A 14,680-nucleotide genomic window follows, 5' to 3' on the forward strand; every position below is an offset into this window, starting at 1 on the left:
CATGGCCGTCTACGGCAGATCCCTTGTCGAGTGGGCCTCGGTGAGCGCCCGCAGAGCGCGCGCGTCCGCGATGGCCCGCTCCTTGGCGATGCCCGGCTGGATGCCGAGCACGGGGAGGCTGGTGCCGTCGTTGAGGTCGAGGAACACCCAGGGGTCGCCGGGGCGCAGATTCACCCGGAGGATCTCGGCCCACTCCAGTCGGCGCCTGCTGACGATGTTCACGACGGTCACTCCGGACTCGTCGGCGACGACCTTCACCCGCGCCAGCACGGCCAGCACGCCGAAGAGCAGGGCGCCGGTGAAAACGAAGCTCAGCTTCTCCCCCGGGGTGAGCTGTTCCAGGAGCAGCGCGACGGTCGTGATGACGACGAAGATCGCGACGCCCGCGGTCAGCAGCACGGCACGGGTACGGCCCGGCCGGAACGTGACCGGCAGGGCGGGGAGTTCGGACATGATCGGCGTGGTCCTCGGCCTGTTCCTCGGTGTGTCGCTCGGTGGGTCGCTCAGAGACGGCAGGCGTGGATGGCCGTCGTCAGGATGGCCCGGGCGCCGATGTCGTACAGGTCGTCCATGATCCGCTGGGCCTCCTTGGCGGGGACCATCGCGCGGACCGCGACCCAGCCCTCGTTGTGCAGCGGGGAGACGGTCGGGGACTCCAGGCCGGGGGTGAGCGCGACGGCCTTCTCCAGCTGCTCGACCCGGCAGTCGTAGTCCATCATCACGTACGTCCGGGCGACCAGGACGCCCTGGAGGCGGCGCAGGAACTGCTGGACCTTGGGCTCGGCGGTGTCGTCCGTCGGCGCGTCCTTGCGGCGGATGACGACCGCCTCGGACTTCATGATGGGCTCGCCGAAGACCTCAAGGCCCGCGTTGCGCAGGCTGGTGCCGGTCTCGACGACGTCCGCGATGACCTCGGCGACGCCCAGTTCGATGGCGGTCTCCACGGCTCCGTCCAGGTGGACGACGGAGGCGTCGATGCCGCTGTCCGCGAGGTGCTTGGCGACGATGCCCTCGTACGAGGTGGCGACCGTCTTGCCCTTGAGGTCCTCCAGGCCGCTCGCCGCGCCGGGCTTGGAGGCGAAGCGGAACGTGGAGCGGGCGAAGCCGAGCGGGAGGATCTCCTCGGCGGAGGCGGCGGAGTCGATGAGCAGGTCGCGGCCGGTGATGCCGATGTCGAGGCGGCCGGAGGAGACGTAGATCGCGATGTCGCGGGGGCGGAGGTAGAAGAACTCGACCTCGTTGACCGGGTCGACGATCCGCAGGTCCTTGGACTCCCGCCGCTGCTGGTAGCCGGCCTCATGCAGCATGTCCGCCGCAGGTCCTGACAGGGAACCCTTGTTGGGGACGGCGATGCGCAGCATGAGGTCGGCTTCCTTTGCGTGAATGCGTGAAACGGGTGGGTGTCGGAACTGGTTCTACAGGTGGGCGTAGACGTCGTCCAGCGAGATTCCGCGGGCGACCATCATCACCTGGACGTGGTAGAGCAGCTGCGAGATCTCCTCGGCAGCCGCCTCCTTGCCCTCGTACTCGGCGGCCATCCAGACCTCGGCGGCCTCTTCTACGACCTTCTTGCCGATGGCATGGACCCCCTTGCCGACCAGCTCTGCGGTGCGGGAAGTGGCGGGGTCGCCGGTGGCGGCCTTCTGCTGGAGCTCGGTGAAAAGCTCCTCGAACGTCTTATTGGACATGGTGCTGCCCACCCTATTGCAAACAATCGTGGGCTTAACGCCATGGTTCAGATACTGAGCGGAGGGTGGCCGCCGTCGCCACGGCCGCCGTCACCGCCTCGTGCCCCTTGTCCTCGTTCGAGCCCGCGAGACCGGCCCGGTCGAGGGCCTGCTCCTCGGTGTCGCAGGTCAGCACGCCCATGCCGACCGGGACGCCGGTCTCGACCGAGACCTGGGTGAGGCCCTGGACGACGCCCTGGCACACGTACTCGAAGTGCGGGGTCCCGCCCCGGATGACGACACCGAGGGCGACGATCGCGTCGTAGCCCCGGCCCGCCAACACCTTTGCCACGACCGGGAGTTCCCAGCTGCCGGGGACCCGGAGCAGGGTCGGCTCGTCGATCCCCAGGTCGTGCAGGGCGCGCAGGGCGCCGTCCACCAGACCGTCCATCACCTTTTCGTGCCACTGTGCCGCGATGACGGCGACCCGCAGGTCCCCGACGTTGCGTACGGACAGTTCCGGTGCGCCCTTGCCGCTCACGTACGTCTCTCCTCGTCGTTCTCTCGCTGGTTACTGGTTGCCGCAGGTGGACACGGGGGCCGTGTCCAGCCAGGGCAGGTCGTGGCCCATCCGGTCGCGCTTGGTGCGCAGATAGCGGAGGTTGTGCTCGCCCGCCTGTACGGGCATCGGCTCCCGGCCGGTGACCTTGAGGCCGTGCCGGACGAGCGCGTCGGTCTTGTCGGGGTTGTTGGTCATCAGGCGCAGGCTGCGCACCCCGAGGTCCTCCAGGATCTGCGCGCCCGCGCCGTAGTCCCGGGCGTCGGCGGGCAGGCCCAGTTCGAGGTTGGCGTCGAGGGTGTCCCGGCCGCGCTCCTGGAGTTCGTACGCCCGGAGCTTGGAGAGCAGACCGATGCCGCGCCCCTCGTGGCCGCGCAGGTAGACCACCACTCCCCTGCCCTCCTCCTGGATGCGCTCCATGGAGGCCTCCAGCTGGGGGCCGCAGTCGCAGCGCAGGGAGTGGAAGACGTCACCGGTGAGGCACTCGGAGTGGACCCGGACCAGGACGTCCTCGCCGTCGCCGAGCTCGCCGTGGACGAGGGCGACGTGCTCGACGCCGTCGAGCGTGGAGCGGTAGCCGTAGGCCTTGAACTCGCCGTGGGCGGTGGGCAGTCGGGTCTCGGCCTCGCGGCGGACGGTCGGTTCGGCGGTCTGCCGGTAGGCGATCAGGTCCTCGATGGAGATGATCGTCAGGCCGTGCTTGCGGGCGAACGGGATCAGTTCGGGGAGGCGGAGCATCCGGCCGTCCTCGCCGGCGATCTCGACGATCGCGCCGGCCGGGCGCAGGCCCGCGAGGCGGGCGAGGTCCACGGCGGCCTCGGTGTGGCCGTTGCGGACCAGCACTCCGCCGGAGCGGGCGCGCAGCGGGAAGATGTGGCCGGGGCGGACGAAGTCGTCGGCCCCGGTGGTGCCGCTCGCGAGCAGCCGGAGCGTGGTCGCGCGGTCGGCGGCCGAGATGCCGGTGCTCACGCCGTGGGCGGCGGAGGCGTCCACGGAGACGGTGAACGCGGTCTTCATCGACTCGGTGTTGTCCTCGACCATCTGCGGGAGCCGGAGCCGGTCCAGCTCGTCGCCCTCCATGGGCGCGCAGATCAGGCCGCGGCACTCGCTCATCATGAAGGCGATGATCTCGGGGGTGGCCTTCTCGGCGGCGATGACGAGGTCGCCCTCGTTCTCGCGGTCCTCGTCGTCCACGACGACGACCGGGCGGCCGGCCGCGATGTCGGCGACGGCCTGCTCGACCGGGTCGAGCGAGAAGTCCTCGAAACCGTCTGTGCTGTAGAGGATCGGTGCCGCTGTCATGCCGGCGCTCCTTCCAGGACGGGCTGCGGGGCCTTGCGGGAGCGCAGCCACCAGTCGCGCATGCCCCACAGGACGAGTGCGCCGTAGATGACGTAGACGAAGCCGGAGAAGGCGAAGCCGTTGGCGAAGTTGAGGGGGACGCCGACGAGGTCGACCAGGAGCCAGGCGAACCAGAACTCGACCATGCCGCGGGCCTGGGCGTACATCGCGACGATGGTGCCGACGAAGATGTAGGCGTCGGGCCAGGGGTCCCAGGACAGGGAGGGGTAGGCCTTGAAGAGGGCGGCCACCGCGACCGTGCCCGCGGCGGCGGCGCCGACCAGGATCGCGCGCTCGCGCCAGGTGGCGAAGCGGGGGGTGATGTGGCCGTCGGCGGAGCCGTCCCGGCCGCGGTTCCACTGCCACCAGCCGTAGACCGCGACGACCATGACGACGATCTGCTTGCCGGCGCTGCCGGAGAGGTGGGCGGTCGCGAAGGCGGCGAAGAGGATCACGCCGGAGACGAACTGGGTGGGCCAGCTCCAGATGGAGCGCCGCCAGCCGAAGGCGAGGCCGATCAGCCCGATCACATTGCCGATCATGTCCGACCACTTGATGTGCTGGCCGAACAGGACGAAGGCCTCGGAGTTGAGCCAGTTCACGGGGTCACCTCGCGTGAACCCATCAGCCGCTCCACGTACTTGGCGATGACGTCGACCTCCAGGTTGACCGGGTCGCCGGGCTGCTTGAGGCCGAGGGTGGTCAGGTCGAGCGTGGTGGGGATGAGGCTGACGGTGAAGAAGTCGGGGCCCGCGTCCACGACGGTGAGGCTGATGCCGTCGACGGTGATGGAGCCCTTCTCGACCACGTAGCGCGTGAGGTCGGCGGGGAGGGAGATCTTGACGAGCTCCCAGTGCTCGGACGGCTTGCGCTCCAACACCGCGCCGGTGCCGTCGACATGGCCCTGCACGATGTGTCCGCCGAGCCGGGCGCCGAGGGCCATCGGGCGTTCGAGGTTGACACGGGAGCCGACGGCGAGGGCGCCGAGGGTGGAGCGGTTCAGGGTCTCGGCCATGACGTCGGCGGTGAACTCGTCACCCTCGTGCTCGACGACGGTGAGACAGACCCCGTTCACGGCGATGGAGTCGCCGTGCTTCGCGCCCTCGGTGACGATCGGGCCGCGCAGACGGAAGCGGGAGGCGTCGTCGAGACTCTCGACGGCGGTGACCTCACCCAGCTCTTCGACGATTCCGGTGAACACTTCCCGGGTCCTCCTGCCACATCGGGGCACGGACTCCGGGGCCTGTCGAAGACGACAGAATGAGACGAACGGAAGCACCTTGAGCGACGCCGGACAGAACCCGTCCACGCAGGACGGACCGATACGGCGGCGCGCACGAATGCCCGCCCGCCGCGCACTGCCTCCCATCCGGACTTTAACCGTCGGTCCAGGAATTTCACCTGGTCAACCGGCCGCTGGAAGCGGACGGGTCGCGGACTGTAACCGCCGGTTCGGACTTTCACCGACCCCGGAGTGCGCTGCTTCTGGTACAGGGCAAGTGTGCCACGCCCGGCGAGGGTCCATCCAGGTGAAGCGTGTGGGCTGGCTCACAGAGAGCGTCCATGGACTTCTCAAGGGGCCCTCACCTGCTGGATCATCTGGTCTAGTCCTTTCCGGGGCACGGACTCCGGCCAGGACTCCCCCGAACCGGTCCGGCGGTGGTGACGACGGCCCTTGCCCACCGCCGGACCTCTCAGCCGAACAGCTCGTCCTGCGCGCCGTCCTGCGCGATGAGCAGCGCGCCGCGCAGCACGGCGGCATCGCCGAGGACGCTGTGGCGCACCTCCGTGGGCAGCGGCGACATGCTGGCGATCCGCCCGGCCACGCGTACGGCGAGGTCGGCACCGCCGGCCTGTCCGACCTCGCCACCGAGGACCACGCACCCGGGGTCCAGCAGCGCGACGACGGAGGCGGCACCGAGGGCCAGCCGCTCGGCGAGGGCGTCCAGGAAGCGGACGGCACAGGCGCGCATCCTCCCGGCAGCGGGGGCGCCTCCCGGGACGACCGGCGGCTCGACCCCGGCAGCCCCGACATCCCCGGCAGCCCGAATATCCCTGGCATCCCCGTCCGCCACAGTCACAGCCACGGTCGCGACCGCCCACCGCACGACCCCCGCCGCGGTGGCCCGCTCCCCCGCGCCTGCCACGCCCAACACCCCGCATTCCCGGGCCAGTTCGAGGACCGCGGCGGACCCGGCCAGCGAGTGGAAGCCGCCTTCGCAGTCCGTCGCCGAGGGGTGGCCCCGGGTGCCCGGCACCGGGAGGAAGCCGATCTCGCCCGCGCCGCCGGACGCTCCCCTGCGCACCGCGCCGTCCAGGACCACGGCGGCGCCGACGCCCATGTCCAGCCAGAGAAGGACGAAGGTGTCCCGGTCCCGGGCCGCGCCGTCGCGCATCTCGGCCAGGGCCGCGAGGTTGGTCTCGTTCTCGACGACGACACGGGCGTCGGGCAGCCGCTCCTGAAGGGCGCCGACCAGGCTGCGGTGCCAGGCGGGCAGGCCGGTGGTGTCGCGGAGTTCGCCGGTGGCCGGGTCGATCAGACCGGGCGCGCCGATGCCCACCGTGTGCAGACTGCCCCATTCGCGCACGGCCCCGGGTCCCCGAACTCCCGCCGCCTCGGGCCTGGTCGGCCGGGTCCCCGCCTCCTTCACGGCCCGCTCCACCAGGGCGACGGCCTGTTCCACCGCCAGGCCCGTCCCCGCGTCGGCGTCGATCGGCACGGAGGCCTCGGCGAGGACCCGACCGACCAGGTCGGAGACGAGCACGGAGACGCCCTCCAGGCGCACGTCCAGCGCGGCGAGATGGGCGCGGTCGCCGACGATGCCGTACAACCGGGCGTTCGGGCCCCGCCGTTGGGCCCCCGACTCGCCGACCATCTCGATCAGTCCGGAGGCCGTGAGGCGCTCGACGAGGTCGGCGACGGTGGGCCGGGACAGTCCGGTGAGCTGCTTCAACTGCCCTGCCGTCAGCGGGCCTTCGCGCTGCAGGAGCCGCAGGGCGAGCCGGTCGTTGATGGCCCGGGCGGTGCTCGGGGATGCGGGCATGCCGGGAATCCTCCCAGATCGAGGGCGCGCGACGGGCCGCCGGTGCGTCTCCGCCTACCGATGCGCCGCTGTCCACCGGTACATCCCTGTCCACCGGTACGTCTCCGTATCGGGCACTCTATCTATCAGGCAGGGTTCCTGATAGTTTACGCGACGCAGCTGAGGGCGGGGACGGGAATCGGAACAGCGGGAGGGCCGGAACGATGAGCGAAGTGGTCTACGACCGACGCGAGGTGAAGCGCGCGCGGTACGCCGTGGCGGCCGTCTTCACCGTGCACGGCGCGGTCACCGGCTCGTTCGCGACCCGGGTGCCGTGGATCCAGGAGCACGCGCATGTCGCCGCCGGCTGGCTCGGATTCGCGCTCGCCTTCGGCGCGTTCGGCGCGTCCTGCTCGATGCCGCTGGCCGGTTGGATCACGCACCGCTTCGGCAGCCGGGCGGCGCTGCGCGGGCTGATCTCGCTGTGGACCATGTCCCTGGTCCTGCCGTCCCTCGCGCCGAACCTGGTCACCCTGTGCCTGGCGATGTTCACGTACGGGGCGAGCGCGGGCATGGCCGATGTCGCGATGAACGCGCTGGGGGTCGAGGTCGAGCGGCTCCTCGACAAGTCGATCATGTCGAGTCTGCACGGCATGTGGAGCGCGGGTGCGCTGATCGGCTCGGCGGGCGGCACCCTCGCCGCGCACCTCGGCTCGGACGCGCGCGTGCACCATCTCGTCGCGGCCGTGATTCTCACCGCGCTCGGCGTCACCGCCTGCCGCTGGGTGCTGGACATCCAGCCGGGCGTGGAGGAGGAGGCTCCGCCCCGGTTCACGCTGCCGCCCCGGTCGGCGCTGCTCATCGGCGCGGTGGGCTTCTGCGCGGTGTTCGCGGAGGGGGCCAGCCTGGACTGGTCCGCGGTGTACCTGCACGACCAGTTGGGCACGTCGGCCGGGCTCGCGGCGGCCTCGACGACCGGCTTCATGCTGACGATGGCGGTGGCCCGGCTGGTGGGCGACGCGGTGGTGAACCGCTTCGGCTCGGTGCGTACGGTCCGTGCGGGCGGGGTCCTGGCCGTGGGCGGCGGGCTGTTGATCGTCGCGGCGGACGGTCCGGGGCTGGCGATGGCCGGCTTCGCGCTGCTCGGTCTGGGCATCGCCGTGGTCGTACCGCTGTGCTTCGCGGCGGCGGGTCGCAGCGGGCCGAACCCGAGCCAGGCCATCGCGGGCGTGGCGACGATCACCTACACCTCCGGGCTGATCGCGCCGAGCATGATCGGCGGGGTCGCGCAGGCGACGAGCCTGGTGGTGTCGTTCTGCCTGGTCACGGTGTTGGCGGGTGGGCTCGCGGTGTTCGCGGGGGTGCTGCGCGCCGGGGACCGGGACCGCCCGAGGATCAGCGCTCCGGGCGCAGCAGTGCCCGACCGGCAGCTCTGAACGCCTCGCTCCAGGGCGCGGGGCGCAGCGTCCCGGCATCCAGCCGGACCAGCACCCGGGTACCGGTCGCGTACGTCGTCGAGCCGTCCGCCGAGCAGAGCCGGAACCCGTAGGTCAGGCCGGTGCGGCCGAGCCGGTCGAGCCACAGGTGGACGGCGTAGGCGCCGGGGCTGGTGACCGGCGCCTCGTAACTGATCAGCAGTTCCCTCACGACGTTGCAGGCGTCGCCCGCGCTCGCCCAGTCGCCGTCGAACCGGACACCGTGCTCCTCCCACAGCTCGGCCCACGCCCGCTCGACGAGGAGCGGGTAGCGGGCGTTGTGCAGCATGCCGAGAGCGTCGAGGTCGTCGAAGTGGACGGTCACGGGAACGAGCCGGCCGTGGGTGAGGACGGCGGGGGTGGCGGACGGGCTCTCGACGGTCACTGCGGGGCTCCCGAGCGGTGCTGAATGGGGCGGTGGAGGCTGTGGGGACGCCCCATTCTAAGCAACCGCTCAGGAACCCCTGTCCGAGAGGGCCCAGGTCAGCCCGCGATCGAGTCCAGTTGCTCGGCCGCCGGACGCAGTGCCCACAGATCGCCGCCGGGCGGTGTCTCCAGCTTCGGTACGGCGGCCTTCGCGCTCGCGTCACCCGCGTCGGCCGCCGCGTGGACGACGTCGCTCGCCGCGTAGCGGTGGAACTCCAGCTCCGGATACGGCCACGCGGCGGCGCCGGTCGCAGTGGGCAGCAGGTAGTCGACCGCCTTCAACAGGCCCTGTCCGTCCGGGCCTTGGTAGGTCCACAGGTTCACGCCGACATGCCGGCCGATGGCCGCGAGCCGGGTGTACGCGACCAGGTCGAAGGTCGAGTAGTGCCAACTCCGGGTCCTGGCAAGCTCCTGCGGCTGGCTGCCGTCGCCCGCGATCTGCGCGTCGATGCGCTTGGCGCGGGCGTCCAGCACGGTTCGCCGGGCCAGCGCCTTGTCGCCGGTGGCGTACGCGAGGGCGGCCAACTCCATGTCGTAGAAGGTGCCGTGGTTGTTGGCGGCGGCTCCCTCCTCCTTGCCGAAGGCGCTGTTCCGCAGCCAGCCGAGGAAGTCGGAGTTCCACCCCGCCATCGCCGCGCGGTCGGTCTTCGTCCAGCCCGGCGCGCCGGTGCCGAGGATCGCGACGGCGTCCAGGACGCTGGTGTACGACTGCGAGAAGTCGATGATGCCGATGGCGCGGCCGTCGTACTTGCAGGGGATGAACTGGGCGTGGTTCAGGTTGGGGTTCATCCTGGTGCCGGGGTCGAGGAACCAGGTGCGCAGGACCTGGTCGGCCTTGCGCGCGTAGCGCTTGTCGCCGGTGTAGTACCAGGCGAGCGCGAGGTCGTAGGTCGAGTCGAAGACCTTCTCGACGTCCTGGCGGTCGGTCCCCGTGTCGACCTCGGGGTTGCGCTGTCCGTCGCGCTGGACGTACGGGCAGCCCCAGGGGTTGTCGGCGGTCGGGGCGGTCGTGGGCCACCAGTACGGGGCCTGGCTCAGGTAGTCGTGGACATCGCCGCCGGGGGCGGGCTTCGGCTTGTCGACGACCGTCCAGGGGCCCTGGTGCAGCCAGTTGTCGGCGCGGGTCGTCAAGTTCCGCAGGGCGCGCCGGAGTTGGGGGTCGCCGTGGTCGAGGCGGAGCTTGGTCTGCTGGAGGCGGGCGCCGTCGAGGACGGCGGTCCTCGGGACGGCGGGCGCCGGGTGCGCGGCGGCGGAGGGGACAAGGACGACTGTCAGCGCGCTCACGGCCGCGAGGACGACACCGAGGCGGGATCTGGCGCTCATCCATCAACTCCAATCATGCATATGAACCCAGTTCATGAATGGAACCGTGCGAGCGTAAGACCATGCGCCGGACATGACAATGGTCCGGACCGGATTCACGTACGGGGACGGGTGTCAGCGCGCCAAGTCGTAGGCGTACGACGCCGTGAAGGTGCCGGCCGCGCCCCTGCAACCGTCCGACTCCCCCGGCAGCTTGACCCACAGATAGCCGTCGATCCGCGCCTCCCCCGTGTCGAGGGTCGGCGCCCGGCCGATCCTGCGGCCCGCCGGGTCGCACCACTGGCCGTCGGCCGGGGCGCCGTTGCCGTTGCGGCTGGTGTCGATGACGGCGCCGAGACCCGCGGGACCGCCGAGGGCGTCGAGGACCTGCCGGTCGTAGGCGATCTCGGCCGAAGTGGCGTGGAAATTCGAGACGTTGCTGAAGACTCCGTCGGAGGACTCGGCGGAGGCCGCGCCCGCCTGCCGCAGCAGGGCCGCCTGCTGTCCGGCCGGGTTCCAGTCGGAGTGGCCCGCGTCGTAGTACACGCGGGCCTTCGGGTCGGCGGCCTTCAGGACGCGGCCCGCGCGGGCCAACGCCCTGAAGCGGTCGGCGCGTTGGGCCTCGGAGAGGCAGTCCGCCTGAGCTATGGAGTCCGGTTCCAGGATCACGACCACCTCGCCGGAGCCCAGCCCCGCCGCGAAGGCGTCGATCCACGCGTCGTACGCGGCGAAGTCGTCCGCACCGCCCTCGGAGGCCCCGCCGCAGTCCCGGTCCGGGATCGCGTACGGCACCACGACCGGCACCCGGTCCTGGGCCGCGGCGCCCGAAGTGACCGCGCGGACCCGGGAGGTGATCGTCGACGGCGTGAAGTCGGCGAACCACACGGCCGCGGGCCGGTCGGCGATCCGGGAGGCTATGACCTCGGTACGGGGGTCGTCGGGGTGGGCGCGGACCCAGTCGAGGACCTGGGACTCCGGGTGGCGGTAGAGGCGGGGAGCGGCGGCAGCGGTTCGGTGGGGCGCGCGTGCGGTGGCGGTCGGGCCGCTCTTCGTCGGACGGGCGGACGAACTCGCTTTCACGGACGGGGAGTTCGACACCGAGGGCACATCGGGCAGTGGCACCAGCAGGGTCGCCCCGGTCGCGTCGGGCCGTGCCGCCTGTGCGGTGCGCCCGTCGTCCAGGGCCTTGATCATCCCGGTCACGGTGCCGACCGCGACCACGACCGACGCGGCCATGACCAGCACGCCCCGCCGGGCGGTCCGCCCGCGCCGCCGGCCACGCCTCCCCGACACGCCGCCCCCTCCCGCGCGCCGCGCCCGTTCCCCCGTTCTGGGGAAGTGTCGGGCCCGCCCGCACCTCGGTCAGCCTAGGACTGGGACGCTGCCCCCATGGGGCAATTGGCACACTTCACGACACCCGTGGACAAGGTCGTCTCCCGGCTGCGCGCGCTCGACGAGGAGCTGCCCGCGCGGGACGGGGTCGCCGTGTTCAACCGCGTCTACCTCGCGGTCACGGAGGCGGTCGACCGGAGCGTCGACGCCGGGCGGTTCACGGACGCGCGGGCCGCGATCACGCTGGACGTACGGTTCGCGGAACGCTATCTGGCGGCCGTCGACGCGGTCACCGACGGGCGCCGGGCGCCCGCCTGTTGGCGACCGCTGTTCCAGCTGCGCCGCCATCCCGGCGTACGTCCGTTGCAGTTCGCCTTGTCAGGCATCAACGCGCACATCGGCCACGATCTCGCGCTCGCCGTGGTGGACACCTGTCGTACGCTCGACTGCGAACCGGCCGACCTGGAGGACGAGTTCGACCGCGTGGGTGATCTCCTCGTGTCGCTGGAGGAGCGGATCCGCGAGAAGCTGATGCCGGGCCCCGACCTGTTCCAGATCGCCGATCCGCTGACGCATCTGCTCGGCTCGTGGAGCCTGGAGCGCGCCCGGGACGCCACTTGGACGGCGGCCCGGGCCCTGTGGGCGCTGCGCGGACTGCCCGATGTCGCCGAGGAGTTCACCGAGCGGCTGGACGCGGCGGTGGGGCTCGCGGGCCGGATGCTACTCACGCCGCTGCCCGACTGACCCGGCCGAAGGCCGCGACCCCCCTCGGTCAGCGGCGAACTTCGGTCAGCGGCGAGCTTCGGTCCTCAGCCAGCCGCAGCTCTCAAGGAGCCTCAGTCCTCCGGGAGTTCGACCGGCGCGATGTCGTCGTAGACGTCTCCCGGGCCCGGGTTGGTCGGGTCGGTCGCGCCGCCGAGCTGGTGCATGACGCCCCAGACGGCGTTCAGCGCGGTCTGGACGGCGCCCTCGGCCCAGCCCGCCGTCCAGGAGATGTCGTCGCCCGCGAGGAACACGCCCCGCTTGTCGGCGGGCAGCCGGTCCTGCATGAAGTGGGTGAACAGGCGGCGCTGGTAACGGTAGTGGCCGGGCAGGTTGGCCTTGAACGCGCCCATGAAGTAGGGCTCGTTCTCCCAGGAGACGGTCACCGGGTTGCCGATGACGTGCTTCCTGATGTCGACCTTCGGATAGATCTCGCCGAGCGACTTCAGCATGACCTCCATCCGCTCGTTGGCGGACAGCGGCAGCCACTTGAGGCTGTCGTCGCACCAGGTGTACGAGAGGCAGATGACGGCGGGCTTGTCCGGGCCGTTGTCCAGGAGGTAGGTCCCGCGCGTCATTCGGTCGGTGAGGGTCATCGACATGACGTCCCGGCCGGTCGGCTCGCCCCGGTCGTCGACGGCCTCGTCGAGCCAGAACGGCCGGTCGACCGGGACGAAGAGCTTGGAGGACTCCATGTAGTGGGTGCGCTCGATCGCCGTCCAGTGGTCGATCGGGAAGAGCGAGTCGTCACAGGCGATCTTGGAGAGCAGCATCCAGGACTGGGCGGTGAAGATCGCCGCGCGGTAGGTGCGGATGTCCCCGGCCGCGTCGGTGACCGTGATGCCGTTGCCCGCCGTGCGCTGGAGCCGGGTCACGGCGGGGCGCGGCTCGCCGTTCACGTGCAGGGAGGCGAGCGAGGTGCCGTGGGGCCAGTGGACGATCTTCTGCGGCTCGCGGTCCCAGAGGCGGAGCGGGAGTTGCTGGGAGCCGCCGACGATGCCCCGGTGGTGGTCGTCGGCCTCGGTGTAGACGACGCGCAGGATTTCGAGGATCGAGTTGGGGAAGTCGGTGTCCCAGCCGCCGGTGCCGAAGCCGACCTGGCCGAAGATCTCGCGGTGCCGGAAGGACTTGAAGGACTCGGAGTCGCAGAGGAAGCCGTAGAAGGTCTGGTTGTCGAGTTTCTCGACCAGCTTCGACCAGATCTCGCGGATGCGCGGGACGTCGCGTTCGCGCATGGCGCGGTTCATGTCGGAGAAGTCGGCGCCCTCTTCGAGGCAGGCGTTCCAGGCGTGCATCACATCGCGGTAGACCTGCGGGAGGTCGTCGACGGTCCGCGCGTAGTGGGACTCGCCCTTGAGGTCGACCACCGTCGAAGGGGTGGCCTCCGCAAGGGGGTTGGGGAACGGGCGGGTCTCAAGTCCCACCAGGTCGATGTAGTGCTGGAGGGCGGTGGAGGAGGGCGGGAAGCGCATCGCGCCCATCTCGGCGGTCAGTTCCTCGGTGCCGGGGCCCTCGAAGCCGACGGTGCGCAGCCTGCCGCCGATCCGGTCGGCCTCGTGGACGACGGGCTTGAGGCCCATCTTCATCAGCTCGTAGGCGGCCACGATGCCGGACAACCCGCCGCCGATCACCGCGACTTCGGTGCCGTGCTCGGTCGCGGGTATCTGGCCGAGGCCCGCCGGGTGGGCGAGGAAGTCGTCGTAGGCGTAGGGGAAGTCCGGCCCGAACATGGTGATCGGCGGCTGCCGCTCGTCGGCGTGCTGGACGGCGTTGGGCACCGTGGACGTCATGGGGACGGAACTCCTTGCGGAACAGGAACGAGAACAGGCACAGGCACAAGAGCAAGAACACGCACAAGTGCAGGGAAGGCGGGGGGAATTCAGGACAGGGACCCGTAGAGGCCGGGGCGGCGGTCCGTCAGATACGGGTTCGCGGCACGGGAGTCGGCCAGGAGCCCGGGGTTCAGGTCGGTGAGGAGGAGTTCCTCGCCGCGTCCCGCGCGGGTGCGGGCGACTCCGTCCGGACCGGCGAGTGTGGAGAGGCCGTAGAACTCGAACTCCCCTTCCTGGCCGATGCGGTTGACGTACGCCACGTACATCTGGTTCTCCCAGGCCCGCACCGGGACCAGGGACTCGGCGACGAACTCGAACGGGTGCATGTTCGCCGTGGGCACGAGCAGCAGGTCGGTGCCGGCGAGGGCGTGGGCGCGGACCGGCTCCGGGAACTCGACGTCGTAGCAGATCATCAGGCCGATGGTCAGGCCGGCCAACTCGGCCTGGACGACGGGCTGTTCGCCGGGTGTGAAGTGGGCGCGCTCGAAGTCGCCGAAGAGGTGGGTCTTGCGGTAGTTGGCCAGGCGGGTGCCCTCGGCGGAGATGAGCTGGGCCGAGTTGTACACGGACTCGCCGTCGCGCTCGGGGTAGCCGTAGGCGATGGCGAGTCCGTGGCGGCCGGCGATCTCGGCGACGGTGTCGGCGGAGTCGCCGTCCGCGGGCTCGGCGAGGCGGTCGACGTCGTCGCCGATCGCGTAGCCGGTGAGGAACATCTCCGGCGCGGCGAGCAGCCCGGCACCGCCGGCCGCGGCCCGGCCCGCCGCCTCGTCGAGGACCTTGAGGTTCTCGACGACGGAGCCGGGGCGGCCGGAGCTCTGGAGCAGGGCGGTGCGCATGCGTGGTCCTCACCGGTACGAAAAGGTTGAAGAGCCACCTATCGGGGCCCACCTAGACGGTACGGCCGGGGGCCGGGCCGGACAAGAAGAAGCTGTTGCGTGCCGGTGAGCGGTTTGTTGCGTGC

The 14,680-nt window shown here is 71.0% G+C and carries 15 protein-coding genes and 1 riboswitch; of the genes, 2 read left to right on the forward strand and 13 right to left on the reverse strand.

Annotated elements, in window-relative coordinates; translation table 11 throughout:
• Positions 1-9: 9 nt before the first annotated feature.
• From ACIQPR_RS26440 to ACIQPR_RS26475, 8 genes are all read right to left on the reverse strand, one after another.
• Positions 10-453 (reverse strand): PH domain-containing protein, encoded by a 444-nt coding sequence (locus ACIQPR_RS26440; RefSeq protein ID WP_403652863.1) that lies wholly within the window; start codon positions 451-453, stop codon positions 10-12.
• A 50-nt stretch (positions 454-503) separates the two neighbouring features.
• The gene (hisG, locus tag ACIQPR_RS26445; RefSeq protein ID WP_403652866.1) at positions 504-1,361 is read right to left on the reverse strand and encodes an ATP phosphoribosyltransferase; all 858 of its coding nucleotides are present in this window, start codon (positions 1,359-1,361) and stop codon (positions 504-506) included.
• 54 nt (positions 1,362-1,415) lie between these two features.
• On the reverse strand, positions 1,416-1,688 hold the full coding sequence (locus ACIQPR_RS26450) for a phosphoribosyl-ATP diphosphatase (protein ID WP_018534786.1): 273 nt from the start codon (positions 1,686-1,688) through the stop codon (positions 1,416-1,418).
• A 34-nt stretch (positions 1,689-1,722) separates the two neighbouring features.
• Entirely contained in the window at positions 1,723-2,208 is a 486-nt protein-coding gene (gene ribH / locus ACIQPR_RS26455; protein ID WP_399122321.1) for a 6,7-dimethyl-8-ribityllumazine synthase, read from the reverse strand.
• 30 nt (positions 2,209-2,238) lie between these two features.
• A complete protein-coding gene (locus ACIQPR_RS26460) occupies positions 2,239-3,528 on the reverse strand; it encodes a bifunctional 3,4-dihydroxy-2-butanone-4-phosphate synthase/GTP cyclohydrolase II (protein WP_403652869.1) in 1,290 nt (429 codons plus the stop codon).
• Entirely contained in the window at positions 3,525-4,169 is a 645-nt protein-coding gene (locus ACIQPR_RS26465; protein WP_403652872.1) for a nicotinamide riboside transporter PnuC, read from the reverse strand. Before ACIQPR_RS26465 ends, ACIQPR_RS26460 begins: the two co-directional genes overlap by 4 nt.
• Positions 4,166-4,768: a riboflavin synthase gene (locus tag ACIQPR_RS26470; RefSeq protein ID WP_403652875.1), complete on the reverse strand. Its 603-nt coding sequence runs from the start codon at positions 4,766-4,768 to the stop codon at positions 4,166-4,168. The genes ACIQPR_RS26465 and ACIQPR_RS26470 overlap by 4 nt, the downstream gene beginning before the upstream one ends.
• Before the next feature lie 150 nt (positions 4,769-4,918).
• Positions 4,919-5,049: riboswitch (FMN riboswitch) on the reverse strand.
• A 212-nt stretch (positions 5,050-5,261) separates the two neighbouring features.
• Positions 5,262-6,611: an ROK family transcriptional regulator gene (locus ACIQPR_RS26475; RefSeq protein WP_403652878.1), complete on the reverse strand. Its 1,350-nt coding sequence runs from the start codon at positions 6,609-6,611 to the stop codon at positions 5,262-5,264.
• A gap of 203 nt (positions 6,612-6,814) precedes the next feature.
• On the opposite strand from ACIQPR_RS26475, the gene ACIQPR_RS26480 reads away from it, so the two are divergent.
• Positions 6,815-8,026, forward strand: coding sequence for an MFS transporter (locus ACIQPR_RS26480; RefSeq protein ID WP_403652880.1), 1,212 nt, complete (start codon positions 6,815-6,817; stop codon positions 8,024-8,026).
• Here ACIQPR_RS26480 and ACIQPR_RS26485 read toward each other — a convergent pair.
• The 3 genes from ACIQPR_RS26485 to ACIQPR_RS26495 all read right to left on the reverse strand — a co-directional run bounded on the left by ACIQPR_RS26485 (position 7,986) and on the right by ACIQPR_RS26495 (position 11,035).
• Positions 7,986-8,450 (reverse strand): acyl-CoA thioesterase, encoded by a 465-nt coding sequence (locus ACIQPR_RS26485; RefSeq protein WP_403652883.1) that lies wholly within the window; start codon positions 8,448-8,450, stop codon positions 7,986-7,988. The two genes, ACIQPR_RS26480 and ACIQPR_RS26485, sit on opposite strands and share 41 nt — an antisense overlap.
• A 98-nt stretch (positions 8,451-8,548) precedes the next feature.
• Positions 8,549-9,814, reverse strand: coding sequence for an alginate lyase family protein (locus tag ACIQPR_RS26490; RefSeq protein ID WP_403652886.1), 1,266 nt, complete (start codon positions 9,812-9,814; stop codon positions 8,549-8,551).
• A gap of 114 nt (positions 9,815-9,928) precedes the next feature.
• Positions 9,929-11,035 carry a glycoside hydrolase family 6 protein gene (locus ACIQPR_RS26495; protein WP_403653941.1) on the reverse strand — a complete coding sequence of 369 codons (1,107 nt, stop codon included), beginning with the start codon at positions 11,033-11,035 and terminating at the stop codon, positions 9,929-9,931.
• Positions 11,036-11,182: 147 nt separating this feature from the next.
• Here ACIQPR_RS26495 and ACIQPR_RS26500 point away from each other — a divergent pair, with 147 nt between their 5' ends.
• A complete protein-coding gene (locus ACIQPR_RS26500) occupies positions 11,183-11,869 on the forward strand; it encodes a DUF5995 family protein (RefSeq protein WP_403652889.1) in 687 nt (228 codons plus the stop codon).
• Between the two features lie 92 nt (positions 11,870-11,961).
• On the opposite strand, the gene ACIQPR_RS26505 is transcribed toward ACIQPR_RS26500, so the two are convergent.
• Entirely contained in the window at positions 11,962-13,677 is a 1,716-nt protein-coding gene (locus ACIQPR_RS26505) for a flavin monoamine oxidase family protein (protein WP_403652890.1), read from the reverse strand.
• A gap of 89 nt (positions 13,678-13,766) precedes the next feature.
• On the reverse strand, positions 13,767-14,555 hold the full coding sequence (locus tag ACIQPR_RS26510; protein ID WP_403652893.1) for a carbon-nitrogen hydrolase family protein: 789 nt from the start codon (positions 14,553-14,555) through the stop codon (positions 13,767-13,769).
• Positions 14,556-14,680: the final 125 nt, after the last annotated feature.

Origin of the sequence: Streptomyces sp. NPDC091280 (assembly GCF_044768565.1) — a bacterium.
GTDB lineage: Bacteria > Actinomycetota > Actinomycetes > Streptomycetales > Streptomycetaceae > Streptomyces.

Coding starts and splice junctions, on each gene's coding strand:
- ACIQPR_RS26440 (WP_403652863.1), bottom strand. CDS start 453: ATGTCCGAACTCCCCGCCCTGCCGGTCACGTTCCGGCCGGGCCGTACC.
- hisG (WP_403652866.1), bottom strand. CDS start 1,361: ATGCTGCGCATCGCCGTCCCCAACAAGGGTTCCCTGTCAGGACCTGCG.
- ACIQPR_RS26450 (WP_018534786.1), bottom strand. CDS start 1,688: ATGTCCAATAAGACGTTCGAGGAGCTTTTCACCGAGCTCCAGCAGAAG.
- ACIQPR_RS26460 (WP_403652869.1), bottom strand. CDS start 3,528: ATGACAGCGGCACCGATCCTCTACAGCACAGACGGTTTCGAGGACTTC.
- ACIQPR_RS26475 (WP_403652878.1), bottom strand. CDS start 6,611: ATGCCCGCATCCCCGAGCACCGCCCGGGCCATCAACGACCGGCTCGCC.
- ACIQPR_RS26480 (WP_403652880.1), top strand. CDS start 6,815: ATGAGCGAAGTGGTCTACGACCGACGCGAGGTGAAGCGCGCGCGGTAC.
- ACIQPR_RS26490 (WP_403652886.1), bottom strand. CDS start 9,814: ATGAGCGCCAGATCCCGCCTCGGTGTCGTCCTCGCGGCCGTGAGCGCG.
- ACIQPR_RS26500 (WP_403652889.1), top strand. CDS start 11,183: ATGGGGCAATTGGCACACTTCACGACACCCGTGGACAAGGTCGTCTCC.
- ACIQPR_RS26505 (WP_403652890.1), bottom strand. CDS start 13,677: ATGACGTCCACGGTGCCCAACGCCGTCCAGCACGCCGACGAGCGGCAG.
- ACIQPR_RS26510 (WP_403652893.1), bottom strand. CDS start 14,555: ATGCGCACCGCCCTGCTCCAGAGCTCCGGCCGCCCCGGCTCCGTCGTC.